General features: G+C 71.9%; 21 protein-coding genes and 1 riboswitch. Of the genes, 12 read left to right on the top strand and 9 right to left on the bottom strand.

Annotation, left to right across the window (positions count from 1 at the left end; translation table 11 throughout):
* The first annotated feature begins 208 nt into the window (after positions 1–208).
* The 4 genes from guaA (at position 209) to ACFW9O_RS03325 (ending at position 4,665) form a co-directional block, all read left to right on the top strand.
* The gene (gene guaA / locus ACFW9O_RS03340) at positions 209–1,795 is read left to right on the top strand and encodes a glutamine-hydrolyzing GMP synthase (RefSeq protein WP_329208199.1); all 1,587 of its coding nucleotides are present in this window, start codon (positions 209–211) and stop codon (positions 1,793–1,795) included.
* Positions 1,796–1,925: 130 nt separating this feature from the next.
* Positions 1,926–2,681 carry an SAM-dependent methyltransferase gene (locus ACFW9O_RS03335; protein ID WP_384604472.1) on the top strand — a complete coding sequence of 252 codons (756 nt, stop codon included), beginning with the start codon at positions 1,926–1,928 and terminating at the stop codon, positions 2,679–2,681.
* 129 nt (positions 2,682–2,810) lie between these two features.
* Entirely contained in the window at positions 2,811–4,079 is a 1,269-nt protein-coding gene (locus tag ACFW9O_RS03330; RefSeq protein ID WP_384605247.1) for a hypothetical protein, read from the top strand.
* Between the two features lie 76 nt (positions 4,080–4,155).
* Entirely contained in the window at positions 4,156–4,665 is a 510-nt protein-coding gene (locus tag ACFW9O_RS03325) for a DoxX family protein (RefSeq protein ID WP_351175238.1), read from the top strand.
* A 156-nt stretch (positions 4,666–4,821) separates the two neighbouring features.
* Here ACFW9O_RS03325 and ACFW9O_RS03320 read toward each other — a convergent pair whose 3' ends face one another.
* Positions 4,822–6,159, bottom strand: a complete 1,338-nt coding sequence (locus tag ACFW9O_RS03320) for a PspC domain-containing protein (RefSeq protein WP_384604470.1) — start codon at positions 6,157–6,159, stop codon at positions 4,822–4,824.
* 183 nt (positions 6,160–6,342) lie between these two features.
* Here ACFW9O_RS03320 and ACFW9O_RS03315 point away from each other — a divergent pair, with 183 nt between their 5' ends.
* Together ACFW9O_RS03315 and ACFW9O_RS03310 are read left to right on the top strand one after the other, a co-directional pair.
* Positions 6,343–7,629 carry a PspC domain-containing protein gene (locus ACFW9O_RS03315; RefSeq protein WP_384604468.1) on the top strand — a complete coding sequence of 429 codons (1,287 nt, stop codon included), beginning with the start codon at positions 6,343–6,345 and terminating at the stop codon, positions 7,627–7,629.
* The gene (locus ACFW9O_RS03310; RefSeq protein ID WP_073744370.1) at positions 7,626–8,321 is read left to right on the top strand and encodes a response regulator transcription factor; all 696 of its coding nucleotides are present in this window, start codon (positions 7,626–7,628) and stop codon (positions 8,319–8,321) included. Before ACFW9O_RS03315 ends, ACFW9O_RS03310 begins: the two co-directional genes overlap by 4 nt.
* Positions 8,322–8,351: 30 nt before the next feature.
* Here the strand turns inward: ACFW9O_RS03310 and ACFW9O_RS03305 are convergent, their stop codons facing one another.
* Both ACFW9O_RS03305 and ACFW9O_RS03300 read right to left on the bottom strand, forming a co-directional pair.
* A complete protein-coding gene (locus ACFW9O_RS03305) occupies positions 8,352–9,113 on the bottom strand; it encodes a GNAT family N-acetyltransferase (RefSeq protein WP_384604465.1) in 762 nt (253 codons plus the stop codon).
* Between the two features lie 47 nt (positions 9,114–9,160).
* Entirely contained in the window at positions 9,161–10,231 is a 1,071-nt protein-coding gene (locus ACFW9O_RS03300; protein WP_384604464.1) for an NlpC/P60 family protein, read from the bottom strand.
* A 354-nt stretch (positions 10,232–10,585) separates the two neighbouring features.
* Here ACFW9O_RS03300 and ACFW9O_RS03295 point away from each other — a divergent pair, with 354 nt between their 5' ends.
* A complete protein-coding gene (locus ACFW9O_RS03295) occupies positions 10,586–10,939 on the top strand; it encodes a hypothetical protein (RefSeq protein WP_351175226.1) in 354 nt (117 codons plus the stop codon).
* A 121-nt stretch (positions 10,940–11,060) separates the two neighbouring features.
* On the opposite strand, the gene ACFW9O_RS03290 is transcribed toward ACFW9O_RS03295, so the two are convergent.
* Positions 11,061–12,212: an NlpC/P60 family protein gene (locus tag ACFW9O_RS03290; protein WP_384604460.1), complete on the bottom strand. Its 1,152-nt coding sequence runs from the start codon at positions 12,210–12,212 to the stop codon at positions 11,061–11,063.
* A riboswitch (cyclic di-AMP (ydaO/yuaA leader) is annotated at positions 12,211–12,371 on the bottom strand. (Overlaps the previous gene by 2 nt.)
* Positions 12,372–12,628: 257 nt before the next feature.
* Here ACFW9O_RS03290 and pcrA point away from each other — a divergent pair.
* A complete protein-coding gene (gene pcrA, locus ACFW9O_RS03285) occupies positions 12,629–15,067 on the top strand; it encodes a DNA helicase PcrA (RefSeq protein ID WP_384604457.1) in 2,439 nt (812 codons plus the stop codon).
* Between the two features lie 3 nt (positions 15,068–15,070).
* Here the strand turns inward: pcrA and ACFW9O_RS03280 are convergent, their stop codons facing one another.
* The 3 genes from ACFW9O_RS03280 to ACFW9O_RS03270 all read right to left on the bottom strand — a co-directional run bounded on the left by ACFW9O_RS03280 (position 15,071) and on the right by ACFW9O_RS03270 (position 18,222).
* Positions 15,071–16,822: a M23 family metallopeptidase gene (locus ACFW9O_RS03280; RefSeq protein WP_384604454.1), complete on the bottom strand. Its 1,752-nt coding sequence runs from the start codon at positions 16,820–16,822 to the stop codon at positions 15,071–15,073.
* 206 nt (positions 16,823–17,028) lie between these two features.
* Positions 17,029–17,997, bottom strand: a complete 969-nt coding sequence (locus ACFW9O_RS03275; protein WP_384604451.1) for an esterase/lipase family protein — start codon at positions 17,995–17,997, stop codon at positions 17,029–17,031.
* A gap of 54 nt (positions 17,998–18,051) precedes the next feature.
* Positions 18,052–18,222 carry a hypothetical protein gene (locus ACFW9O_RS03270; RefSeq protein ID WP_384604448.1) on the bottom strand — a complete coding sequence of 57 codons (171 nt, stop codon included), beginning with the start codon at positions 18,220–18,222 and terminating at the stop codon, positions 18,052–18,054.
* A 121-nt stretch (positions 18,223–18,343) separates the two neighbouring features.
* On the opposite strand from ACFW9O_RS03270, the gene ACFW9O_RS03265 reads away from it, so the two are divergent.
* A complete protein-coding gene (locus ACFW9O_RS03265) occupies positions 18,344–18,757 on the top strand; it encodes a cobalamin B12-binding domain-containing protein (RefSeq protein ID WP_329208178.1) in 414 nt (137 codons plus the stop codon).
* Positions 18,758–19,070: 313 nt separating this feature from the next.
* Here ACFW9O_RS03265 and ACFW9O_RS03260 read toward each other — a convergent pair whose 3' ends face one another.
* Together ACFW9O_RS03260 and ACFW9O_RS03255 are read right to left on the bottom strand one after the other, a co-directional pair.
* Positions 19,071–20,690 carry a DUF5691 domain-containing protein gene (locus tag ACFW9O_RS03260; protein WP_384604445.1) on the bottom strand — a complete coding sequence of 540 codons (1,620 nt, stop codon included), beginning with the start codon at positions 20,688–20,690 and terminating at the stop codon, positions 19,071–19,073.
* Between the two features lie 41 nt (positions 20,691–20,731).
* Positions 20,732–22,132: an SWIM zinc finger family protein gene (locus ACFW9O_RS03255; protein WP_384604442.1), complete on the bottom strand. Its 1,401-nt coding sequence runs from the start codon at positions 22,130–22,132 to the stop codon at positions 20,732–20,734.
* 136 nt (positions 22,133–22,268) lie between these two features.
* On the opposite strand from ACFW9O_RS03255, the gene ACFW9O_RS03250 reads away from it, so the two are divergent.
* From ACFW9O_RS03250 to ACFW9O_RS03240, 3 genes are all read left to right on the top strand, one after another.
* A complete protein-coding gene (locus ACFW9O_RS03250; protein ID WP_384604440.1) occupies positions 22,269–22,727 on the top strand; it encodes a hypothetical protein in 459 nt (152 codons plus the stop codon).
* A gap of 141 nt (positions 22,728–22,868) precedes the next feature.
* Entirely contained in the window at positions 22,869–23,993 is a 1,125-nt protein-coding gene (locus ACFW9O_RS03245; RefSeq protein ID WP_384604438.1) for an AAA family ATPase, read from the top strand.
* A complete protein-coding gene (locus ACFW9O_RS03240; RefSeq protein ID WP_384604435.1) occupies positions 23,990–26,392 on the top strand; it encodes a DUF5682 family protein in 2,403 nt (800 codons plus the stop codon). Before ACFW9O_RS03245 ends, ACFW9O_RS03240 begins: the two co-directional genes overlap by 4 nt.
* Positions 26,393–26,429 lie beyond the last annotated feature (37 nt).

The raw sequence follows: 26,429 nt of genomic DNA, 5'->3' as shown, positions 1-26,429 counted from the left end.
AAGCAGCACGACCATGGCAGCCGGCGGGCCGGGTGCCATAGGTAAAGACGAAGGTCGTGTGCTGACGCATGGGGGCAAGTATGGACCCCGTCCGCGGGCCGGGTCCACGCCGGGCCCGGATGGTGAGACGGGAGCCCGGCAGGTCGTGGTCCCACGGCCGGTAGAATTGGGAGGACCGACCCCCTCTCCACCGCCGGAAGGCCGCCCCGTGCCAGCAGCGCCCCCCGCCGCCCCCGACACCACCACCGACGTGGTTCTGGTTGTCGACTTCGGCGCCCAGTACGCCCAGCTCATCGCCCGCCGCGTCCGTGAGGCCCGGGTCTACAGCGAGATCGTCCCGTCCACGATGCCGGTGGCCGAGATGCTGGCCAGGAACCCCCGCGCGATCATCCTGTCCGGCGGTCCGTCCTCGGTGTACGCGGAGGGCGCGCCCAGCCTCGACCGTTCGCTGTTCGAGGCCGGGGTCCCGGTCTTCGGCATGTGCTACGGCTTCCAGCTGATGGCCACCACGCTCGGCGGCACGGTCGACGACAACGGTGCCCGCGAGTACGGCCGCACCCAGCTCGCCGTCTCCAAGGCCGGCTCCACCCTCTTCGAGGGCACGCCCACGGAGCAGTCGGTGTGGATGTCGCACGGCGACGCCTGCTCCGCCGCCCCCGAGGGCTTCACCGTCACCGCGTCCACGGACGTCGTACCGGTCGCCGCCTTCGAGAACGACGAGAAGAAGCTGTACGGCGTCCAGTACCACCCGGAGGTCATGCACTCGACCTTCGGCCAGCAGGTCCTGGAGCACTTCCTCTACCGGGGCGCGGGCATCGAGCCGACCTGGACGACCACCAACGTCGTCGAGGAGCAGATCGCCCTGATCCGCGAGCAGGTCGGCGACAAGCGCGCCATCTGCGGCCTCTCCGGCGGCGTGGACTCCGCGGTCGCCGCCGCCCTCGTCCAGAAGGCCATCGGCTCGCAGCTCACCTGCGTGTACGTCGACCACGGCCTGATGCGCAAGGGCGAGACCGAGCAGGTCGAGAAGGACTTCGTCGCCGCGACCGGCGCGAAGCTGAAGGTCGTCGACGCGGAGAAGCGCTTCCTGGACGCCCTGGCCGGTGTGTCCGACCCGGAGCAGAAGCGGAAGATCATCGGCCGCGAGTTCATCCGCGTCTTCGAGCAGGCCCAGCTGGAGATCCTCCAGGAGGACGGCCCCGAGGTCGCCTTCCTCGTCCAGGGCACCCTCTACCCGGACGTCGTGGAGTCCGGCGGCGGTACCGGCACCGCCAACATCAAGTCCCACCACAACGTGGGCGGCCTCCCCGACGACATCGAGTTCCAGCTCGTCGAGCCGCTGCGCCAGCTGTTCAAGGACGAGGTCCGGATGGTCGGCCAGGAGCTCGGCCTGCCGGAGGAGATCGTCCAGCGCCAGCCCTTCCCGGGCCCCGGCCTCGGGATCCGTATCGTCGGCGACGTCACCAAGGAACGGCTCGACCTGCTGCGCGAGGCCGACGCCATCGCCCGCGAGGAGCTGACCGCGGCCGGCCTGGACCGCGACATCTGGCAGTGCCCGGTGGTCCTCCTCGCGGACGTCCGCAGTGTCGGCGTCCAGGGTGACGGCCGTACCTACGGCCACCCGATCGTGCTGCGCCCGGTGTCCTCCGAGGACGCCATGACGGCCGACTGGTCGCGTCTGCCGTACGAGACGCTGGCGAAGATCTCCACCCGCATCACCAACGAGGTCGCCGACGTGAACCGTGTCGTCCTCGATGTGACGAGCAAGCCCCCGGGGACGATCGAGTGGGAGTAGTCCCACCCGCATGACCCGGGCCGACCGGACCCGTGCCGACGCCGCTGCCCCCCCAGGGGTGGCGGCGTCGCCGTCTCCCGGCCGGAAAACGGTGGCAGGGCCCGGCACGGCCGTGGCAGGATCCGCGCCTATGTCTGCCGACGAAGTCCGCGCCCTCATGTCCGCCCCGGGAAACGACCGGCTCACCTGGAACACCCCGCTGTCCGAGGAGCACGCCACCCGGCTGATCGCCGCCTGCGAGCCCGCCCCGGGGGCGCGGATCGCGGACTTCGGCAGTGGCTGGGGCGAGCTGCTGATGCGGCTCGTGGCGGCGGCGCCCGGCGCCACCGGGGACGGCGTCGAGACCGCCCCGGACGCCGTGGCGCGCGGACAGCGTCTGGCGGGGGAGCGGGGGCTCACCGGCCGGGTGCGGTTCCACGAGGTGCCCGCGGCGGAGTATCCGGGGGACGGTTACGACCTGGCCGTCTGCATCGGCTCCTCGCACGCCTGGCCCGGCGGCACCCCCGAGGCGCTCAAGGCGCTCCGGGCCGCCGTGCGGCCGGGCGGGCGGGTGCTGTTCGGGGACGGGTTCTGGGAGCGGGAGCCCTCGGCGGCCGCACTGGAGGGGCTGGGCGCCGAGCCGGGCGACTTCGGCTCGCTCCTCGGCCTGGTCAGGCAGGCGGAGGCCGTCGGTCTGCGGCCGCTCCAGGTCACCGTCGCCGATCAGCGTGAATGGGACCTCTTCGAGTCCTCCGCCAATATCGGACGGGGAGAGCGGTGGGCGCTGGCCAATCCCGGGCACCCCCTGCACGCGGAGGTGACCGCGGCCGTCGACGCCCGTCGTACCGATTACTACGGCGGATACCGCGGAACGCTGGGCCTTGCGTATCTTGTACTCAGCACCTGACATTCGTACATGTGGACGACATGTACGCGCAGCCCGCCCCGATGCGGGACGGGCCCGCCCTGTACGGCACAATTCGCAGAAATCACAAGCGAGTTGGTTGTACCTGTGCAGGAAAGGGCGGCGTTCCCCGTGGCGTTGGACGAGTCGAGGACGAGCAGCACGCACGGCGGTGGCTGTACGTGCGGCGACTGCCCGCACGGAGCACGCGAAGGACACCGGCGCGCGGTGGCGGCCTTCCTCGCCAAACGCGATGAGCTGGCGGCCGGCAAGGGCCTGCCCGCCGGGGTCGCGCAGTCCGCGTCGGCATCCCGTCAGTGGGTGTCGGACGAGCTGACCGAGTCCGCGCGCACCGTCGCCGAACGCAGCCGCGAGGCAGGCGACGCCTGGCTGTACGTGGTCTGGCAGCGCACCCTGGTCGCCGTCTGGGGCGGTGTCGCGCTGCTGGTCATCGGTGAGGCCGTCACCGCCATCGGCGCCGGCTGGTCCACCGCCCGCACCGCCGGTCTGGTCGCCGGGCTGATCACCGCGGGCCTGCTGACCGCCGCCGCCCGGCTCCACCGGCCCCGCGGCGGCCTCCTCGCCCCGCTGATCGGCGAGGACAACCGGCTCTCCACCTCGCGCACGGTCGCCGCGTCCTGGGTGCTGCTCGCCGTCTTCGCCGTCCTCGTCCTCGCCCTCCAGCTGGCCGGCGCGTCCGACCACGGCGACCGCGACGAGCTGATCGAGGGTCTGGACCTGGTGCGCTCCGCCGGAGTGCTGACCGTGCTCGCGCTGGTGTGCGCCGTCGCCGTCCTCGTACGCCGGGTGGTGACCGTACGCGTCCTGGGGCAGCGACTGCAGAAGCTGCGCGCCGACCGGCCGCGGGCCGCCGACCTGCTCACCGACGACTCCGGCCGCGGCAGCTTCACCGATGTGCAGTACGTGCTCGTCAGCGCCGTCGCCGTGCTCTTCGCCGCAGTCCGCCTCGCCCGCCGACCCGAACAACTGCCCGACCTGCCGTGGGGCCTGGCGATCCTGGTGGCCGTGTCCGCGGCGACCTACTTCTCCGGGAAGTACGCCGAGGGCGGCCGGCCGGTCATCCTGTCGGTCGTGAGGGCCCGGGAAGCCGGAGACCTGGACGCCCCGATCCGTACCGGCGACGACATCGAGATCCGCGGCGCCGGCTTCGTGCCGCCCGGGGCGGGGAGCCCGGACCGGCTCGCGCGCGTCGTCGTCAGGATCGGCCGGGTGCACGTCCATGTGCCGCTGATCCCGGTCGCCGGCGGATTCGCCAACCCGTCCGACACGGTGCTCACCGTGCCGGTGCCGGTGGAGGTCGAACCGGGCATCGTGGACGTCCAGGTCGTCACCGCGGCGGGTGTGGAGACCAACCCCTGCCCGATCGATGTCACGGACTGAGTCGCAACCCTGGTGAGCAGCCCGTTCACGGCGTACGTATGGTCTGGTTGACGGGCCAACGGAAGGCGGAGCGGTCATGCATGGCTACGGCGGCGGTTCACACGGTCTCGACGAGCCGAGGACCCTTCGGGAGCGGGCGAGGCAGTACGCGCTGGTGCCCCTGCGGATCTTCCTCGGGGTCACCTTCATCTACGCGGGGCTCGACAAGCTGACCGACAGCGCCTTCATGTCGGCGAGCGGCGACGGTTCCATCGGGCAGCTGATGGAAGGGGTGCGCGACACCTCCGCGATCCCGGCCCTCGTCGACCTGGCCCTGAAGAGCCCCGAAGGCTTCGGCTACGCCATCGCGTTCGGCGAGCTCGCCGTCGGCCTCGGCACCCTGGTGGGCCTGTGGGCCCGCCTCGCGGCCCTCGGCGGTGCGCTGATCTCGCTGAGCCTGTGGCTCACCGTGAGCTGGCAGACCGAGCCGTACTACTACGGCAACGACCTGATCTACCTCATGGCCTGGCTGCCGCTGCTGCTCGCCGGCGCGGCCGAGTTCTCCGCCGACGCCTTCCTCACGTCCCGGCGGCGACGCAGCCGGTAGCTCACCCACGTCACGGTCGCGGCCAGCCACAGGCCCCCGAAGAACACCGGGAAGAAGAACACCCACGGGACCGCCCACGCCCCCGCCGCGTCCGCCGTGTAGGCGCCGGCCAGGGTGAGCATGACGATGCCCGCCACCGCACGGCCGGGCCGGATCTCATGACGCAGCACGGGCGACCTCCAGCTGTCCGATGCCGACTTCCATGCTCAGTTCGAGGGTGCCGGCCGGCCTGCTGCCGTCGACCGGTTCGAGGGTCTGTCTCGTCTGCCGGCTCGGTGCGACATCCACGTCCTCCCTGAGGTCGGAGGGCAGCTGGATGTCCCCGAGACCCACCTCGGCGCGCAGTCTCACCGTCATCCCCTTCGGTACGACGACGAGCGCACGGCCCGCCCCGACCCCGATACCGGTGCGCAGGACATCGCCCTCGGGGACGGTGACCCGGGAGAGGTCGAGCCGCGCGACCCCGGTCCCCAGCTCGTACCGGGGCTGGACCGCCGCGACCGAGGCCGGACGCCACTGCGTGCGGACCCATTCGGTGCTGATGTCCTTCGGCAGGGCCGCCGCACCCGCCAGCAGCCCCGCCGTCACCATCGCCAGCATGATCGTGCCGAACCCGGTACGGCCCAGGACCGAGGCGACCAGCAGTCCCAGGCCGAACACCGCGAGCGCGGCGGCGAGCCCGAACTGCAGGCTCGTCCCCAGCGGCTGGGTCTCCCAGCTCAGCCCCGTGCCCAGACCGCCCGCGACCAGCGCCAGCAGGAAGACGAGACCGCCGATCGACCGCGGACCCCGGGTCCCCGGCGGGCGGTAGGGGGCGCGGTAGGGCGACTCCACGGTGGCCCTGAGCCTGCCGCGGTCGGCCGCGTCGAGCACCGCGTCCACCGGACCCCACAGATAGCCGGGACCGACCGGCCCCGAAGTGCCGTCCTTGACGATCGGATCCCGCCACCAGGACGGGGTGCCCGGTGTCGGCGGCGCCTTCACCTCGGGCGGTGCCCCGTGCCCGGCGGTGTGCGCCGCGCCTCCCGGCGCCTGCGCCGCGGCCGCGCCCGGCGGATCCTCCGGCGCCGCCGTCCTGCGGTGCTGTGTCCATACGGAGAAGCCGATGACGGCCAGCGACAGCATCGCGGCGAACGCCAGCATCCCGCCGTTGTGGAGCATCGACAGGAGCAGCCCGCAGCCCACCAGCGCGAGCAGCAGCGCTATCAGCGACGCGCCCTCGACCCGGCCCGACAGCAGCCTGCGCACCTCGTTCTCCTCCTCGCCCTCCACGGGGAGCAGGAGCCAGGCGAAGCCGTAGAAGATGAGCCCGATGCCGCCGGTCACGGCGAGGACACCGAGCACGATGCGGAAGATCACCGGGTCCACGTCGCAGTACCGGCCGAGCCCGCCGCACACCCCGGCCACCACTTTCTGCCGCGGGCTGCGCCGCAGCTGCGGTTTCGGCCCGGGCGGCGGCGCGGCGCCGGGGGCGGCGCCCTGGGGAACGGTCATGGCTCCATGGTGACGGTCCGTACGACCTTGTGGGACCCGCGACGACCCTGGCCGATCCCTGATATTGCTCCCGGGCACCCCCTCAGGGGCTTCCGGCAACGGGATCGGGCAGCACGGGCATCAGGGTCGCCTCCGGGACCGACCCTGATGCCACGACCGGCCCTGCCGTGTGACCATCGGTCCATGCCAGCCGCCACGACCCGAGCCGCAAGCTCCCACACCCCGGCCCCGGAGGAGCCGCCGGTGCGCAAGCTGTACCGCAGCGCCGACGGGCGCCTGCTCGGTGGCGTCGCGCGCGGACTCGCCGGCCACCTGGGACTGCCCGTCGTCTGGGTCAGGTTCCTCTTCCTCGGGCTGTTCTTCGCGGACGGTCTCGGAGCCCTGCTCTACGCCGTGTTCTGGATCGTCGTCCCGCTCGGCATCGGCGGCGTCGAGACGACGCGTTCCCTGTTCGAGACGACCCCGGACGGTCAGCGCAGACTCCGCAAACCCGACAAGGGCCAGGTCTTCGCCCTCGTCGCGCTCATCGTCGGTGCCTTCATCTTCGTCGGCAACGTCGACATGGGCAGCAAGGCCGACCGCTACATCTGGCCGACGCTCCTGATCGGCGCGGGCTCCGTCCTGGTGTGGCGCCAGGCCGACAACGCGCGCCGGGCCCGCTGGATCGAGGTCGGCCGCCGCCGCCGTGTGCTGCACCTGGCCCGCGGCCTGGCGGGCGTCGCACTCGTCGGGCTCGGGCTCGCCGTGTTCATGGTGGTCCGCGGCTCGGCGGCGCAGCTCGGCAATGTGCTGACCGCCGCCATAGCCGTACTGACCGGCATCGCGCTGCTCGCCGGCCCCTACCTCGTGCGGATGACGCAGGACCTCTCGGAGGAACGCCTGATGCGCATCCGGGCCCAGGAACGCGCCGAGGTCGCGGCCCATGTCCACGACTCGGTCCTGCACACGCTCACCCTGATCCAGCGCAACGCGGACGACGGCGGCGAGGTCCGCAGGCTCGCCCGGGCCCAGGAGCGCGAGCTGCGCAACTGGCTGTACAACCCGGAGGGCACCGGCAAGGACGAGGACGACGAACCCGAGACGCTCGCCGAGGCGGTCAAGCGTGCCGCCGCCGAGGTGGAGGACAAGCACGGAGTCCCGCTGGAGGTCGTCGTCGTGGGCGACTGCCCGCTCGACGAGAAGCTGGCGGCCCAGATGCAGGCCGCACGCGAGGCAATGGTCAACGCCGCCAAGTACGGTGGCGAGGGCGGCGCCGTCCAGGTCTTCGCGGAGGTCGAGGGCCGCACGGTCTTCGTCTCCGTACGGGACAGGGGGCCTGGATTCGACCTGGATTCCGTCCCGGGCGACAGGATGGGCGTACGAGAATCAATCATCGGCCGGATGCAGCGCAACGGCGGTACGGCGCGACTGCGTTCGGTGCCCGGCGGGGGCACGGAAGTCGAGCTGGAGATGGAAAGGGCGAGCGAATGACCGAGAACACCGAAGCTGCCGGGGGCCCGGAGCGCCGGGTACGGGTCGTGCTCGTCGACGACCACCGGATGTTCCGTACCGGGGTCCAGGCCGAGATCGGCCGCACCGAGGAGACCGGGGTCGAGGTCGTCGGCGAGGCCGCGGACGTCGACCAGGCAGTCACCGTGATCACCGCGACCCGCCCCGAGGTCGTCCTCCTGGACGTCCACCTCCCGGGCGGCGGCGGGGTCGAGGTACTGCGGCGCTGCGCGCCGATGATGGGTGCCGTGGAGAACCCGGTGCGCTTCCTGGCACTGTCGGTCTCCGACGCCGCGGAGGACGTCATCGGTGTCATCCGCGGCGGCGCCCGCGGGTACGTCACCAAGACCATCACCGGCGCCGACCTGGTCGACTCGGTCTTCCGGGTGCAGGACGGCGACGCGGTGTTCTCACCGCGGCTGGCCGGCTTCGTCCTCGACGCCTTCGCCTCGACGGACGCGCCGCCGGTGGACGAGGACCTGGACCGGCTGACGCAGCGCGAGCGCGAGGTGCTCCGGCTGATCGCCCGCGGGTACGCGTACAAGGAGATCGCCAAGCAGCTGTTCATCTCGGTGAAGACGGTCGAGTCGCATGTCTCCGCGGTGCTGCGGAAGCTCCAGCTGTCCAACCGGCACGAGCTGACGCGGTGGGCGACGGCACGGCGGCTGGTCTGAGGCCGACCGGCAGTCGGGGGGCGGCCTGAGTCAGCGGCCCTCCGACTCCAGCGAGAGGTTGGTCTTCTCGCCGATCCTGCGGTAGCCGATGCTCGCGTAGATCCGTTCGACCTCGGGGCTTCCCGGCTCCAGCCAGACGGTGGAGCAGCCACGCTCGAACGCCGTCGTGGTCAGCCAGGCGGACAGAGCGGCGCCGATGCCTCGACGACGGAAGGCGTCGGCCACGGCGAGGCCGGCCAGTTCGCTGATGCCGTCGACGGGGACCGAGCAGCCTCCCGCTCCGGCGGGCTCGTCGCCGAGCAGGGCGAGCGCCGCGACGCCGTTACCGGCCACGGCATCGCGCAGCCAGGCGATCTCGCCCTCGTCGGGGCCGCCTTCGCCGCCGAATCCCGTGTGCTGGACCGAGGCGGCCGCGGTGAACTCCGCGTCGGTGACGGGTTCGGCCACGCGGAGCCCGTCCACCGGCTTCGGCGCCAGGAGTCCGGCCGGGGTGCAGGCCAGTACGGGGGCGTGGTGTTCCACGGTGAAGCCGGCGGCCAGCAGGGCCGGTTCGACGGCAGGGGCCCAGGAGGGCAGGAACTCCAGGCGCGGCAGCCGGTCCCGCTCCCGGAAGGCGGCGACGAGGTCGTCGATGTCCCCGGCGGTGGGCTCCGCGTCCTGGTCGGGGATGGCGTAGTTGGCGTACTTCAGTTCCCAGCCCGGGTTGTGGCGCACCGTGAAGGGGCCCACCCGGTAGTGGTCGGGGGAGCGGAGGGTGAGCGTTCGCGCGTAGTTCTGGACAGCGGTGTCCATCGGCACGGGGAGCCTTCTCTCTCTCGCTGGGCCGGTCGGCGCGGAGCCTATGCCACCCGGGTCGCTCCCGCGAAAGGCATTTCGGTGATCGGCGCGATGCGCACCGGAGCGCCGGGGCGGGGGGCGTGGATCATCTGTCCGCCGCCGATGTACAGCCCGACGTGTGTGACGCCCGAGTAGAAGAAGACCAGGTCGCCCGGGGCCAGTTCGGAGCGGGAGACGCGGCTGCCCGCGTTGATCTGCGTGTACGTGGTGCGGGGCAGCGAGACGCCGGCGGCACGCCAGGCGGCCTGGGTGAGGCCGGAGCAGTCGAAGGAGGACGGGCCGGTGGCGCCCCAGACGTACGGCTTGCCCAGCGCCCCGTAGGCGAAGTCGACGGCTTGAGCGGCACGGGCGTTGGGGGCGCTGACGGAGCCGCGCGGGGTGCTGCGGTCGGCCCGGACGGCGCTGCCGCCGTGCTGGGCGTCGGCGGAACGCTCGTAGTCCGCACGCTGGGCGGCCGTGAGGGTGGCCAGGAGCCTGCGGGCGTCGGCCAGCTTGGTGCGGACCGCGCTCCGGTGCTTCTTCAGCTCGGCCTGACGGTCCGCGAGCGCGGCGATCTCCTCGTCGGCCCGGGCCCGCAGCTGGGCGACCTCGGTGAGCTGCCTGCGGACGCCGTTGACCGCGCCGGCCTGCCGGTCCCCGGCCCGGTCCAGGTAGGAGGCGCGCTCCAGGTACTGGTCGGGGTCGGAGGAGAGCGCCAGCTGGACGGCGGGGTCGAGGCCGCCGCTGCGGTACTGCGCTGCGGCGAACGAACCGAGGGCGTTGCGCGCGGCGTTGAGGCGCTCCGTCCGGCGGGCGGCCTCGTCGCGCAGGGCGTCCAGGGACTTCGCGGTCGCGGTCGCCTTCTCCTTCGCGCCGTTGTACTGCTCGGTGGCGACCTCGGCCTCGTGGTACAGCCGGTCGACCTTGGACTTCACCTGGGCCGGGGTGAGCTGGGGCTCGGCCTGGGCGGCGCCCTCGAAGGCGGTCGCGGTAGCCGCCCCGGCGAGGGCCAGGGTGGCTGCGGTGCGGGCAGCAGGCCCGGTGAACGGACGCTGCTTGGGCTTGCGGTGAGCGGCTTTGCGTTGGGCGGCCACGGGGGCGCGGGTCCTTCCGTTCGACTGCCCGTCGGGGGGTACCGGCGGGCCCGCCGGTACCGGTGCCGGGCCACCACAGGGGGGAGTGGCCCGCCACCGGAACCTGGCGGGGTGACCGGGGTGCCGCCCGGTACGGGAGCGGCGGTGAAGAGTCGGTCACCTGGGAGGGACGCTAAACCCGAGGCACGGGCAAGAGTCGTAATGACAGCTATTGCCTCAATGTGACGTTTCGATCAACGCAAATGACCGGAAAAACCAGCTGTTGTCCGGCATTTCGCACGGGTCGCGAGCGAACTCATAGGGAATTAGTACCTAGCTGAAGACTGGTGATATGGCCGCCGCTACGCTGCGGCCATGGACGTACTCATCAATGCCTTCGTCGCCCTGCACATCATCGGAATCGCCTCCCTGCTGGGTGGGTTCCTCACTCAGATGAAGGCCATGGGGGAGGGTGCCGCGCGGTTCGGACCCGCCATGCTGCACGGTGCGCTGATGATGCTCGTCACGGGTTTCGCCCTGGTCGGGTTCAACCAGCTCGACGACCAGCCGGTGAACCACATCAAGATCGGCATCAAGCTGCTGATCCTGGTCGTGATCCTGGCGCTCGTCTATGTGAAGCGCGACGAGGAGAAGGTCGACAAGGGCGCCTTCATGGCGGTCGGCGGGCTGACGGTCGCCAACATCTTCATCGCCACACTCTGGACCTGACCGGGCAGTCGCAGGGGCCCGGTGTCCGCCGGGCGCCTGCGCGCCCGGGCCGTGACGGGCAGCCGTACGGGCCCGGTGTCCGCCGGGCCCGTGGGCAGTTCCGTCTGTGCGCTCCGTACCGCTACGCCGGGCGCACGCTGCCGTAGATCGGCATGTAGTAGATCGACTCCTCGCGCACGTTCGCGCCCGGCTTCGGCGCGTGGATCATCATCCCGTCGCCCTTGTAGATGCCGACGTGGCTGATGTCGTCGTAGAAGAAGACCAGGTCCCCCGGCTTCAGATCGGCGGTGGCCACCCGGGTGCCGACCTCGACCTGGTCCCAGGTGGTGCGGGGCAGGTCGACGCCCGCCGCCTTCCACGCGGCCTGCGTCAGCCCGGAGCAGTCGTACGAGGACGGGCCCGTCGCCCCCCAGACGTACGGCTTGCCGATCTGGTCCCGTGCGAAGGCCAGGACCTTGTCCGCCTTCGAGGCGTAGCTGCTGTCGGAGCCCGTGCCGGTGCCGGTGCCGGTGCCCGTCTCCTTCGAGGCCTCCTCGGCCGCCCGGTCCGCTTCCGCCTTCGCGGCGGCTGCCTGCTCGCGCGCGAGCTCCTCCGCCTTGCGCTTGGCCTCCGCCTCCTTCTTGCGCTCCAGCTCCGCGAGCCGCGCCTTCTCCTCGGCGGTCAGCTCCGACAGCAGCGTGCGCGCCTCGGCCAGCTTGTTCTGCACCTGCTGCTTGCTGGTGCGCAGCGTGGTCTGCGACTCGGTGAGCGTCTGCAGGCTCTCGGTCGCCTCGACCCGCTTGGTCGCCGCCTCGCTCTGCTGCGTACGGAAGTCGGCGACCGCCTTCTGCTGCTGGCTGGTCATCCGGGCCATCAGCTGGTCCTGGTCGAAGTACGACTGCGGGTCGTCCGCGAGGAAGAACGTGGCCGTGGGGGCTATCGCGCCGCTGCGGTACTGCGCGGCCGCGTAGTTGCCCAGTTCCCGGCGCGTCTCGTTCAGCTTGTCGGCGCGCTTGGCCGCGGCTTCGAGGAGCGCGTCGACCTTGGAGCGCTGCTGGGTGGAGGCCGTCTTCGCCTTGTTGTACTGCTGGGTCGCCGTTCCCGCCTGGCGGTAGAGGTCGTCTACCTTCTTCTGCACTTCCTCGATGCTGGGCTTGGGCTCCGCCGGGGCGGCCGTCGCGCTCTGTGTGGAGAGCAGGGTGACGGACGCGAGCGCCGCCGTCGTGAGCCCGACGGCAGAGGAACTGGTGCGCACACGGGTGCGCGGTTTGCGATGCGATGCCAAGGCCGGCATCTCCTTCCGTGGACCGCCTACCGGGTTAGCTGTCGGGTTCGGGCGGAACGGAAGGCTGCCCTACGGTCCAGCGGGACGGACCGATTCACCCCGGTGCTGCGTGTGGGTCCCCGGTTCCGGACTCCCGTGCGGGAGCGACGGATTCGGCGAGGGTGCCCGCGCGGCGTGGTTCGCCTCAAGGGGGTAACGGTCACCCGTCGGAGCACGCTAGCCAACCCGTGGCGTCCCTGTGAAGGTTGATGTTCGATATGCCCGATACATTTCCGTGACCTTTTCGGATTGACTGGTCCCACAGCGGGAACAACCTCTGAATCCCTACGCACTGTGGGCAATCCGTCTCGGTCCGCGCACGGATCTGGGCGTCGTGCGGAATGCGGCCCCGGGGTGTCGGTGCGGCCGCCTAGACTCGTCAGGCGATGAGCAGCCTCTTTGACGACAGTTTCCTGACCGGCCTCCAGCAAGCGGACGAGGGCCCCCCGCCACCTCCCGAGGACCACGCACCCGAAACGGTGCCCGAGGACCTCTTCGGGGGCGTCTTCGACGGGCCCCCGCCGCCGCGCGAGGCCTACTACCGCGACGGCGCCCCGCGCCCCGTCGTCGACTCCGCCGCGCTGCTCGACGGGCTGAACACCGAGCAGCGCGCCGCCGTCGTGCACGCGGGCTCCCCGCTGCTCATCGTCGCCGGGGCGGGCTCGGGCAAGACCCGTGTGCTGACGCACCGGATCGCCCACCTGCTGGCCGAGCGCGGGGTGCACCCGGGGCAGATCCTCGCGATCACCTTCACCAACAAGGCCGCGGGCGAGATGAAGGAGCGCGTCGAGCAGCTCGTCGGACCGCGCGCCAACGCCATGTGGGTCATGACCTTCCACAGCGCGTGCGTGCGGATCCTGCGCCGCGAGTCGAAGCGCCTCGGCTTCACCTCGTCGTTCTCGATCTACGACGCCGCAGACTCCAAGCGCCTGATGGCACTGGTCTGCCGCGATCTGGACCTCGACCCGAAGCGCTATCCGCCGAAGTCGTTCACGGCGAAGGTCTCGAACCTGAAGAACGAGCTGATCGACGAGGAGACCTTCGCCGGCCAGGCCGCGGACGGCTTCGAGAAGACGCTGGCCCAGGCCTACGCGCTCTACCAGGCGCGGCTGCGCGAGGCCAACGCGCTGGACTTCGACGACATCATCATGACGACGGTGCACCTGCTCCAGGCGTTCCCCGACGTCGCCGAGCACTACCGCCGCCGCTTCCGGCACGTGATGGTCGACGAGTACCAGGACACCAACCACGCGCAGTACACGCTCGTACGCGAGCTGGTGGGCCCGGCGGGCGAGGCCGACGCCCCGGGTGAGCTGTGCGTCGTCGGTGACGCGGACCAGTCGATCTACGCCTTCCGGGGCGCGACCATCCGCAACATCCTCCAGTTCGAGGAGGACTACCCGGACGCGAAGACGATCATGCTGGAGCAGAACTACCGCTCCACGCAGACGATCCTGTCCGCGGCCAACGCCGTCATCGAGCGCAACGAGAGCCGCCGCCCCAAGAACCTCTGGACGAACGCGGGCGCCGGGACACGGATCACCGGCTACGTCGCCGACACCGAGCACGACGAGGCGCAGTTCGTCGCCGACGAGATCGACCGGCTGACGGACGCAGGGGACGCGAAGGCGGGCGACGTCGCCGTCTTCTACCGGACGAACGCCCAGTCCCGTGTCTTCGAAGAGATCTTCATCCGCGTCGGGCTGCCCTACAAGGTCGTCGGCGGAGTGCGCTTCTACGAGCGCAAGGAGGTCAGGGACGTCCTGGCCTACCTCCGGGTCCTCTCCAACCCCGAGGACACCGTCCCGCTGCGCCGCATCCTCAATGTGCCGAAGCGGGGCATCGGCGACCGGGCCGAGGCGATGATCGACGCCCTGTCGATGCGCGAGAAGATCTCCTTCCCGCAGGCGCTGCGCCGCGTCGACGAGGCGTACGGCATGGCGGCACGCTCGTCCAACGCGGTGAAGCGGTTCAACACGCTGATGGAGGAACTCCGCACGATCGTGGAGTCCGGCGCCGGACCGGCGGTCGTGCTGGAGGCCGTCATGGAGCGGACCGGCTATCTCGCCGAACTCCAGGCGTCCACCGACCCGCAGGACGAGACCCGCATCGAGAACCTCCAGGAGCTCGCCGCCGTCGCCCTCGAGTTCGAGCAGGAGCGGGCCGAGGAGGAGGGGGCGGGCACGCTCGCCGAGTTCCTGGAGAAGGTCGCGCTCGTCGCCGACGCCGACCAGATCCCCGACGAGGACGAGGACGGCTCCGGCGTCGTCACGCTGATGACGCTGCACACCGCCAAGGGCCTCGAATTCCCGGTGGTGTTCCTGACCGGCATGGAGGACGGCGTCTTCCCGCACATGCGCGCGCTGGGGCAGGTGAAGGAGCTCGAGGAGGAGCGCCGGCTCGCCTATGTGGGCATCACACGTGCCCGTGAGCGGCTGTATCTGACCCGGGCCGCGATGCGCAGTGCGTGGGGTCAGCCCTCGTACAACCCGCCGTCGCGGTTCCTGGAGGAGATCCCGGACCAGCACCTGGACTGGAAGCGCAAGGGGCCGATGGCTGCTCCGGCGGGACCCACGTCGGGGATCACCTCGTCGCTGTCCTCGTCGCGCGCCAAGTCGGGGCCCTCGGGCTTCGCGACCCGGCGCACCTCGGACAAGCCGGTGGTCACCCTGGTGGTCGGGGACCGCGTCACGCACGACCAGTTCGGACTGGGAACGGTGACGGCGGTCGAGGGGTTCGGCGACCAGGCGAAGGCGACGGTCGACTTCGGGGACGAGCGGCCGAAGAAGCTCCTCCTGCGGTACGCGCCGGTCGAGAAGCTGTAGGACTCAGGTGGGGTTGATGCCGTGGCTGCGGAGCCACGGCGTCGGGTCGATCGCCGCGCCGCCACCGGGCCGCACCTCGAAGTGCAGGTGCGCGCCTGTCGAGTTGCCCGAGTCCCCGGCGTACCCGATCACGTCGCCCGCCTTGACCGAGCCCGACCGGATCCTGGTGGTGCTGAGGTGGCAGTACCAGGTCTCGGTGCCGTCGGCCGCGGTGACGATGGCCATGTTCCCGTAGGCGTTGTTCCACTGGGTGCGCACGGTGCCGTCGGTCGCCGCCATCACGGAAGTGCCGTACGCGACGGGGAAGTCGATGCCCGTGTGGACGGACATCCAGTTCACTCCGGCCTGGCCGTAGTACGCGCTGAGGCCGTGCTGCTTGACCGGGAGGACGAACTTGGGGCGGGCGGCCTCGCGGCGGGCGGCCTCTTCCTCACGCTTCTTCTTCTCGGCGGCCTGCCGCTCCTTCAGGTCGATGCGCTCCTGGGTGCGGCTGGCGCGGTCCGCGAAGTTCTCCGCGTCGGCGCTGAGGTTGGCGAGCTGGGTGTCCAGCTTGTTGTTGGCCGCGACGGGCTTGACGGTGCCCGGGTCGGCGGCAGCCACGGTCGTGGTGTCGTCCTTCTGCTCACTGCCACCGACGCCGCTCACGGAGGCGGCGGCGATGCCGGCGACGCTCATGACGCAGGCGGAGGGGACGGCGACGGTGAGGAGGGCGGAACGTTTGGCCGGGGTGCGGCGCCGGCCGCGGCTGCCGCCACTGCCGCGCGGGGCGGAACGGCCCACGGGGCGCTGGGCGGTGGAGGTGCGGGCGGCGGGGATGTCGCTGTCGCCGTCGCCTGAGTGTGCGGTGTCGGTGGCGTCGGCGGCCGGGTCGGACTCGTCGGCTTCCGGGGCCCGGTCGATGTCGGTGTCCGCGAACTCGGCGGTCTCCGCGTAGTCCGCGGTCCCGTCGTACCCGGTGGTGTCGTCGTATCCGGTGGTGTCCGCGTAGTCCGTGGTGTCCGCGGGCCCGGCGTACTCCGTGGTCCCGTCGTACTCCGCGGGCCCGGTTCCGGCGTCGTGGCCGCTGAACCCGGCCGTCTCGTAGGACTCGTAGGGCGCCGACTGGTGTTCGTACGAGGGGTACGACGTCTGTTCGGGTGCGTACGCCGTGTTCTCGGGCGTGGCGCCGGTGTTCCAGGCGGTGGCGTCGTACGCGCCGGTGTCGACGGTCTCGTAGGCGCCGGTCCCGTAGCCGGGGGTCTCGAAGACCGGGGCGGCGTAGGTGCCCGTGGCGTAGGACGTGTCGCTGAACGTGGTGGTGGGGAAGGCGCCGGTGTCGCTCGTCGCCCACTGATCGGCCTGGCCCGTGTGGTCCCAGCCGGTGGTGTCCCACTGGCCCGTCGCCTCCGGAGCGCCGGCCTGCGGGGGGATCCCGCCGTCGGGCAGCCAGGTGGCGGTGGTGTCGTACGTCTGCTGGGCCGGATGGGCCTGGGCGCCGTACGCGTCGTACGGGGCCTGCTGAGTAGCCTGCTGGTGTCCGCCGGTGTCCCACTGGGTGGAGTCGTACGGGACGCTCTGGCTCTGCGGCTCTGCCGGATACGCGTTTCCGTAGCCGCCGTAGGTGGCGTCGTACGCAGTCGTGTAACTGCTGTCGTACGTCTCGTGACTTCCGTCGTGATGACCGGGGAGAGACCCGAAGAGCGGGTCGGTGTCGAAGCTGCCGGTGGAGTGACTGTCGTATCCGACGTACCCGGCGTGGGGGTGCTGGTCGTTCACCAACTTCTCTCTCGCCTCGGCAGCAGGACCTGTTCCGGGGTCCGATGGGGGGAACCCAGGGTGAGCAGTGGCCGCGACTGTACCCGGCGGTACGTGACGACGACAATCTTCGGCAGGTTCCGTTCGCTCAGGAAACGGGCAATCGGCCGCCTTTCGGCGGACTGGAGAAGCAGCCTTGGCTCTATGTTCGAAGTTTGTTCTATTCGTCAGGCGACGGAAGCGGCTCCACGGATGCCGATGACCGTGTCGTCGGACTCGAGCGCCTGACGGATCGCGGCCGCGACGGCGGGATGCACCGGCAGCGCGAGATGGCCGATACCGGTCACACGCACGTTCTGGGCGTCGAGGTCGGGGTGGTCGATGCAGGCCGTCTCGACGGGGAGCATCACGCGGTCCAGTTCGCTCCAGAAACTGATGAACCGCGTCCGGCAGCCCGGGGCCGGCCGGCGCAGCTCCTCGATCAGGGGGGAGCCGCTGCGCATCTGGCGCACGATCGGGTGCGCACCGGCCAGCGGGGCGGCGGCCGTGCCACTGTGCGGCGTGCCGAGGGTGACCAGGGTGCGTACCCTCCGGTCGCCACCCAGTCGCTGTACGTAGTAGCGCGCGATCAGGCCGCCCAGGCTGTGTCCGACGATGTCGACCTCGGTGTGTCCGGTGCGGGCGCAGATCTCCTCGACATGGCGGTCCAGCAGCTCTGCGGCCGTGCGGATGTCGCAGGTCAGGGGGGAGTAGTTCAGCGACTCGAGATGGCGCCAGCCGTGCCGGGCCAGGGAGCGGCGGAGCAGGACGAAGACCGAGCGGTTGTCGATGAAGCCGTGCAGGAGGACGACCGGCGGCCGGTCGAGGGACCGGGCCGGGAGGGCACTGGGCGTGCCGTCCGCCGGAAGAGTGGTGTGGGGGGAGTCCGGGTGACCGGGGCTCCGGCGGTCACTGCCGGTTCCGGCGCCGGTTTCGAGGCCGGTTTCGAGGCTGTCCTCAGGACCGGCTCCATGCCCGGGGCCGGGAGGGGCGGTGGGGAGCCGGCGCTCGGGGGTGATGCCGGTGGGGTAGATGAGGAGGTGTCCCGCGAGGATCACCAGCTCCAGTGCGGTGGCTCTGACCAGCGCCGATGTCAGTCGGCTCGGATGCAGGCACGACTGGCGCAGCAGTAGGGGAAGGAAGGACAGGACCTTCATGGCCGACCTCCTGCACTGGCATGCGGCGGAGGCGGCTCCCTGCCCCGTATGCCCTCACGGGGTGTCGCTGCCGAGGTGACGACGGCCCTGGTCGGCCGGGAGTCGTACCACCGTGCCGTGCGGCTGACGGCGCGGTGGTACGACGACCTCGTTGCGGCTCCCCTGTGCGACGGTCCCTGCGCGGCTGTGGGCCGTGGGATGCGGGGAGCGACGCTTGGCGAACATGTCCCAATGTGTGATTTCCCCCTCCCCGTCCACCGCGAAACGACGCCGTGCGGGATGCTGTGGATAACGTTCGTTCACATCCCCGGCCCTTCAGGCACGGGAGACGCATGTGGAGGCAGTGATGGGTGTGACCGGTCCGATCCGAGTGGTGGTGGCGAAGCCGGGCCTCGACGGCCACGACCGCGGGGCCAAGGTGATCGCGCGGGCACTGCGCGACGCGGGTATGGAGGTCATCTATACCGGGCTCCACCAGACCCCCGAGCAGATCGTGGACACGGCGATCCAGGAGGATGCCGACGCGATCGGGCTGTCGATCCTCTCCGGTGCGCACAACACGCTCTTCGCGAAGGTCATCGTGCTGTTGAAGGAGCGCGAGGCGGAGGACATCAAGGTGTTCGGCGGCGGCATCATTCCCGAGGCGGACATCGCGCCGCTGAAGGAGCAGGGCGTGGCGGAGATCTTCACGCCGGGTGCGACGACGGCTTCGATCGTCGCCTGGGTGAACGCGAACGTCCGTCAGCCTGCGGGGGCCTGAACAGGGCCTGAACTGGCTTCCTCTTCTCCTCGTCCGCCGGCCGTGTCGCGGCCGAGCGGGCTCGGTCCCGGAGCACTGCGGCGCCGGAGCCCGGGGCGCCGGGGCCGTGACCGGGCGCCCCGGAGCCGCAGCCGCAGCACCGGAACAAAAGCCGGGCGCCGGAGCAGGGCGCCGGAGCAGGGCGCCACGCGGCAGCCGGGACGCCCTGCTGTGCCGCGGTCCTCGGGCTGTGTCCCGGCCGGGCCGAGCTGCGGGCCGGCCCTGCCCGGTATCCGGCACTCAGTTCGTCACGCGCTGCCCTGCGCTCGGTCCGTCAGGCTGCCTGCGCCAGTTCCGCGTCCATGGCCGCGCGCAGACGCAGGGTGGAGACGAGCCTCCGGAACGCCTCCGACCAGTAGCCACCCGCACCTGGCGAAGCGCCTTCCGGCTCGTCCGGCGTGGTGGTGAGCACCTCGAGCCGGTCCGCCTCGGCAGGGTCGAGACAGCGCTCGGCCAGACCCATGACCCCGCTGAAGCTCCATGGGTAGCTTCCGGCGTCCCGGGCGATGTCCAGCGCGTCGACCACCGACCGGCCGAGCGGCTCGGCCCAGGGGACCGCGCAGACGCCCAGCAGCTGGAACGCCTCCGACAGGCCGTGCGCCGCGATGAAGCCGGCCACCCAGTCCGCCCGTTCGGCTGCGGGCAATACGGCGAGCAGCTTCGAGCGCTCGGCCAGAGAAGCCGTCCCGGGACCGCTCGCCGGAGGAGTCGAGGGGGCACCCAGCAGGGCACGCGCCCATTCCGGATCCCGCTGTCGTACGGCCGCCCGGCACCAGGCCGCGTGCAGTTCCGCGCCCCAGTCGTCGGCGACGGGCAGGGTGACGACCTCCTCGGCCGTACGTCCGCCGAACCTCTCCCGCCAGACGGCGAGCGGGGTCGCCTCCACCAACTGCCCCAGCCACCACGAACGTTCGCCCCGGCCTGACGGGGGTACCGGTGCCACGCCGTCGCGCTGCATGGCCGCGTCGCACTCGTGCGGGGCTTCCACGGCGATGGCCCCTTCGCCGCCCGTACGGTCCGGGTTCACGCAGGAGGTGGCGCGGGCGGCCATCCGCAGGGCGAGTGCCGAATCCGGCAGAGCCGACAGCAGCTCGGCAGCGGTGGAGCGGACATTGCGGCTGCGGTCGGACAGGGCCTCCTCCAGGAACGCCTCGTCGTCGGCCGAGAGACCGGTGCGCAGGGAGTCGAGGAACATCAGCCGGTCCTCGGCACGCTCCGTGGACCAGGTGGTGGCGAGCAGGGCACGGGCCGCGGCAGGGTCCTGCGCCCGTACGGCTCCGAGCAGCGCGACCCGCTCCGCGAACAGGCCCTCCTCCCAGAGCCGGCCCACCGCCTCCTGGTTGTCGGTGGCCGGCAGGCGCGAGCGGTTCGCGGACGCGCGGAGTGCGAATTTCCACTCCGGATTCAGAGCCGCCAGCCAGAGCCCGCGCGGCCCCGCGAACGCCAGCGCGTGCGGCCGCAGATCCGTGCGCGCCCGGGCCGCGTCCAGCAGTGCGGGCAGCAGCTCCGCAGGAGCGCGGAATCCACGGGCACCCGCGGAGGCCAGCCACTGGGGGATGAGCTCGGTGAGATCGGGGGCCGTCCCCCGGCGCCCGCTGCCGGAGGGCGCGGAACGGTCGGCGAGCAGCTGGGCGAGCCGGCGCCGAGCCGCCGCCGGAAGCGGCGGGCGGGGATCGGGGGGCGCCGCTTCCGGCACCGCGGCCCCGGCGGCCGGCAGCAGCGCCGCCCGGCGGCGCACCGTGTGGAGCGCCGCCGCGTCCAGCAGCGCGGCAGGGCCGTCCGACGGTCCGCTTCCGGTGGGCGGCGGGCGCCGGTCGGTGCCGAGCAGCGCCGAGGTGACGAGCTCCTCCCAGGGGGCGTTCACCGGCGCGCCGGTCGTTGTCATCGTGGACATTTCGGTCTCCTCCGGTTGTCGGTCGAGCAGGTTCCGGTGCGTCAGACGAGCGCCACGGTCGCGCCCGCGCCGTCGTCGGAGGCTTCCGCGCACCAGGCGGCCAGCGGGTCGAAACCGCGGTGGCCGCACTCCCCGAACACCGTCACGGGACCGCCTCCGGAGAGCGCGACGAGCTTCCACAGACCCGGCCGCGAGAGCCCGGACGGTGCGATCGGCAGCGCGGATCCGTCTGCTGCGCCGACCAGTTGCCAGCCGTCCCCGGACGGCACGGGTATGACGTCGCGCAGGGTGGCCGGCCACGAATCCAGCCAGGGGTCGTCCAGCAGGGCCCGCCCGTACGCGGTCACGGCGTCTCCCGTGGTGCCGCCGGGTGGCGGGGACGCCGTGGCGAGGGGTGTGCCGAACTGCGGCCCCAGCTCGCCCCGTAGCCGCCCGCCACCCGGATACGGCGTGACCTCGGCGTCGATCGTCACGCCCACCGGCAGTGCCTGTCCGGGTGAGCGTCCCGCTGCCCCGAAGGAGAGCAGCAGGGCGGTGCGCCCCGACTCCTCCCCGTGCAGCCAGATGCGGCGGGTGACGATCTTGCCGTCCTGGGTGTCGTACTGGGCGAGCACCAGCCACCGGTCGCGGACCGCCGGTCCCTCGGCCGGGGAGGTCAGCCCCACCCTCGTACGGACCGTCGCCGCCAGTGGTTCGGGCAGCCGGTCCAGCCCGAGCCACGCCGTGTCCAGCAGATGCAGCAGCGCGCACTCCTCGAGCAGGCGCACGGGCCAGCCGGGGCCCGATGCCGGGATCGCGCCCAACTCCCGTACGCGCCCGGCGAGCCCAGGGGCCTGCGCGTCGACCATGCGCGCCGCGGTCTCCTCCCACAGTGCGTATCCCGACCGGTCGGCCGCCGCGAGGCCCCCGCGCAGCAGGTCGGTGAGGCGCTGCTCGAGCTCCTGCGCGCCCCCCGTGATCCGCTCGGCCCGGCGGTCGGCCCGCCGTCTGGCCGCCTCCGGATCGGCGAGACCTGCGGCGGGACCCTCGCCCGAGGCCTGTACCGCGGCCCGCTCGGCCGCCCGCTTGCGCCGGCCCTCCAACCACTCCCCGGCCCACGCGGGCTCCTCGCCCTCCTTCAGCGCCGATGCGTCGGAAGCCCGGAGCAGCAACAACCCCAGCGCGTGCTTGCACGGGAACTTCCGGCTCGGACAACTGCACGTGTACGCAGGTCCCGTGGTGTCGATCACCGTGCGGTACGGCTTGGTGCCGCTGCCCTTGCACAGCCCCCACACCGCCCCCGTACCGCCGTAGCCGGCCTCGGACCATGGGCCGGCCGTGCCGAGCCTGTTCCCCGCCTTGCGCGACGCGTCGTCAGGAGCCAGGGCCAGTACCTGCTCCACCGTCCAGCGCACCACCGGATCGGTGGCGCCTGAGGGTTCTCCCCCGTGAGATAGCAGCATGGGAACGACGGTAGGCCGCCCCACTGACAATCGGTCATGACCTGCGATTCCGAGTGCTCCGAGGGCACTTGACCCCGTGCACTCCGTGCGCTTCTCTGCGAATGAGGCATCAGCCGACCGACTCGGGGGACAACGCATGAACCGCATCGTTCGCTCCGCTCACCTCAGACGCATCCGTATCGCTCGTGCCGTCGTGTGCGCCGCCGTTGCCGGCGGTCTCGCTTTCGGCCTGGGCGCGTGTTCCGAATCCGTGGACAAGTCCGTCGGCGAGGCGGTCGACGATGCCGTGGACGAGACCTACGAGGTGACCTACGAGGTCACCGGCACCACCGTCGACGAGATCCAGTTCCACGGCGGCGGTGGCAGAGCCATGGAACCGAAGATCGTGACCGTCAAGTCGCCCACGCTGCCATGGAGGAAGACCGTCACGCTGCGCGGCATCATGCCGTCCGCTGTCATGCCGATCGCCCTGGACGAGGGCGCGGCCGACGTCACCTGCACGATCACGCACAAGGGCAAGGTCATCGAGGAGGCGAAGGGCGAGGCGCTCCTGACGGGCGGCGGCTGCGTCGCGGCTTCGCCGGTCACCGGCTGACGTTCCCCGCCTCCGTCCGCGGGGCCGGCAACCGGCAGCCGACCACCTGGAATCGGCCCCGGCCTCGGCGCCGGGGCCGATTGTCAGTGGCATGGTGCACGGTGGAAACCACATCGGGTCGAACGATCTGGAGGGGGATCCATGACCGTGTCCGTACGTACCGCTGTCGCCGCCGCAGAGGCAGGCGGCGAGGCCCTGAGGCCGCACGCCGAGGACGCCTTCGCCGACGAGCTCAAGGCTCTCGCCGCTGCCGACGACCGTCCCAGGCCGGTTCGTTGGCGCCTGTCGCCGTGGGCCGTAGCCACCTATCTGCTCGGCGGGACGCTCCCGGACGGGACACTGATCACACCGAAGTACGTGGGCCCCCGGCGCCTCGTCGAAGTCGCCGTGACCACGCTCGCCACCGACCGGGCCCTGCTCCTCCTGGGTGTGCCGGGCACCGCCAAGACATGGGTGTCCGAGCACCTCGCCGCGGCGGTCAGCGGAGACTCGACGCTGCTCGTCCAGGGCACGGCGGGGACACCGGAGGAAGCCGTTCGCTACGGCTGGAACTACGCGCAGTTGCTCGCCCACGGTCCCAGCCGCGACGCACTGGTTCCGAGCCCGGTCATGCGGGCCATGTCCGACGGGATGACCGCCCGGGTGGAGGAGCTGACCCGCATCCCCGCCGATGTGCAGGACGCGCTGATCACGATCCTGTCGGAGAAGACACTCCCCGTTCCCGAGCTGGGACAGGAGGTCCAGGCCGTCCGCGGGTTCAACCTCATCGCCACGGCCAACGACCGCGACCGCGGGGTCAACGAGCTGTCCAGTGCCCTGCGCCGCCGGTTCAACACCGTCGTACTGCCCCTGCCCGCGACACCCGATGCCGAAGTGGACATCGTCTCCCGGCGCGTCGACCAGATCGGGCGCTCGCTCGACCTGCCCGCGACACCCGACGGCATGGCCGAGATCAGGCGCGTCGTCACGGTCTTCAGGGAGCTGCGCGACGGCGTCACCACGGACGGCCGCACCAAGCTCAAGTCCCCGTCGGGGACGCTGTCCACGGCCGAGGCCATCTCCGTCGTCACCAACGGACTCGCGCTCGCCGCCCACTTCGGCGACGGTGTGCTGCGGCCCGGCGACGTCGCGGCCGGCATCCTCGGCGCGGTCGTCAGGGACCCCGCAGCGGACCGTGTGGTCTGGCAGGAGTACCTGGAGACCGTGGTCCGGGAGCGTGACGGCTGGAAGGACTTCTACCGCGCCTGCCGCGAGGTCTCCGTATGACGGCCGCCCTCCGCCCGGCTGTTTCGGAACGCCCGGGCGGCCCGCTGCTGCTGGGGGTCCGTCATCACGGGCCCGGATCCGCCAGAGCGGTGCGGGCCGCTCTGGACCGCGTACAGCCGCGTGCCGTGCTCATCGAAGGGCCGCCCGAGGCTGACGCGCTGCTGCCGCTCGCCGCCGACGAGCAGATGCGGCCGCCCGTCGCGCTGCTCGCCCATGCCGTGGACGACCCGGGGCGTGCCGCGTTCTGGCCGCTGGCCGAGTTCTCACCCGAATGGGTCGCGATCCGGTGGGCGCTCGCGCACGAGGTCCCGGTGCGCTTCGTGGACCTGCCCGCCGCGCATTCCCTGGCCATGACGGAGCAGAACGAGCAGACGGAGCACGGCGGGCGGACGGAACAGGGCGGGCGGACGGAGAGCCGGCCGGGCGATACCCAGGTCATCGATCCGATCGGTGTCCTCGCCCGGACCGCCGGCTACGACGACCCGGAGCGCTGGTGGGAGGACGTCGTCGAACACCGCGGCACCGAAGGTGTCCCGGAAGACCCACGGGCCCCCTTCGAGGCGCTCGCGGAGGCGATGACGGCGCTGCGCGAGGCATACGGGGACGGAGGGCATCCCCGGGACGCCGTCCGGGAGGCGTACATGCGCATCCAGCTGCGCGCCGCCCGCAAGGAGTTCGGCGACGACTTCGCCGTCGTCTGCGGCGCCTGGCATGTCCCCGCCCTGACCGCGAGGACGACGGTCGCCGCCGACAGAGCGCTCCTCAAGGGGATTCCCAAGGTCAGAACCGAACTGACCTGGGTGCCGTGGACCCACCGCAGACTCGCCCGGCACAGCGGATACGGCGCGGGGATCGACTCCCCCGGTTGGTACGGGCATCTGTTCGGTGCGCCGGACCGGCCCATCGAGCGATGGATGACGAAGGTGGCCGGACTCCTGCGCGACGAGGACAGGTTCGTCTCCTCCGCCCATGTCATCGAGGCCGTCCGGCTCGCCGGGGCACTGGCCGCGATGAGGGGCCGCCCGCTCGCCGGCCTGGCCGAGGCCACCGACGCGGTCCGGGCGGTCATGTGCGAGGGGTCCGACGTGCCACTCGCCCTCGTGCACGACCGGCTGGTCGTCGGGGAGGCCCTGGGCGAGGTACCCGACAGCGCCCCCGCCGTGCCCCTGCAGCGAGACCTGACCCGACTGCAGCGCACCCTCCGGCTCAAACCGGAGGCTCAGGAGCGGGATCTGGACCTCGACCTGCGCAAGGAGAACGACTCGGCCCGCAGCAGACTGCTGCACCGGCTGGGACTCCTCGGAGTCGGCTGGGGCGATCCCGCGGCGGGCCGGGGGAGTACGGGGACGTTCCGGGAGAGCTGGCGGCTGCGCTGGGAGCCGGAGCTGTTCGTACGGATCGCGGAAGCCGGGGTGTGGGGCACCACGGTGCTCTCCGCCGCGACCGCCCGGACCGAATCGGACGCCGTCTCGGCGACCGCGCTCGCCGACGTGACCGCGCTCGCCGAGCGGTGTCTGCTGGCGGACCTCCCCGATGCGCTGCCCGTCGTGATGAGGGCCCTCGCCGACCGTGCCGCCCTCGACGCGGACGTGGGCCACCTCGCCGACGCGCTGCCGGCCCTGGCGCGCTCCCTGCGGTACGGGGACGTGCGGTCCACGGACACGGCCGCACTGGGAGAGGTCGCCGTAGGTCTCGCCGAGCGGATCTGCGTGGGTCTGCCGCCCGCGTGCACCGGTCTCGACGCGGACGGCGCGGCGCAGCTGCACCGCCAGGTCGACGGTGTGCACACGGCGATCGGCCTGCTCGCCGGAGGAGCGGTGTCCGCCCGGGGGCTGCGGGAGCGCTGGGCGGGAGTTCTGCACAGGCTGTCCGCCAGGGACACGGTCGCGGGCGTGATCCGCGGCCGTGCGACGCGCCTGCTGCTCGATGACGGGCGGCTCGCCGAGGACGACGCGGCCCGGCTGATGGGGCTGGCCCTCTCGCCCGGGACGCCACCGGCCGACGCCGCCGCATGGATCGAGGGCTTCGTCGGCGGGGCGGCGGGCGGCGGCATGCTGCTCGTCCACGACGAGCGGCTCCTCGGACTCGTGGACGCCTGGCTGACCGGCGTACCGGCGGAGATGTTCACGGACGTCCTGCCCCTGCTGCGCCGTACGTTCTCGGTCTACGACCCCGGTGTGCGGCGCACCCTGGGCGAGCTCGTCCGCCGGGGCCCGGACCCCGGGAGGGCGCACGGCGGTGCGGAGGCCGCCGCCCCGGGCTTCGGCGCGGGACTCGACGCGGAGCGCGCGGACGCGGTCGTTCCGGTGCTCCGGCTGCTGCTCGGGGCCGACTTCGAACCGGGAGACGGAGCCCGCCCCGGAGCGGGAGCGGGAACGGAACGGGCGGCGGCCGGATGACCACGGACACAGCGAGGACCGGAGAAGGGGAGAGGGC

It is taken from the genome of Streptomyces sp. NPDC059499 (assembly GCF_042749285.1).
In the GTDB taxonomy this organism is placed as follows: domain Bacteria; phylum Actinomycetota; class Actinomycetes; order Streptomycetales; family Streptomycetaceae; genus Streptomyces.
The sequence above is the reverse complement of the archived record's forward strand: the minus strand, read 5'-3'. Positions and strand labels throughout refer to the sequence as shown.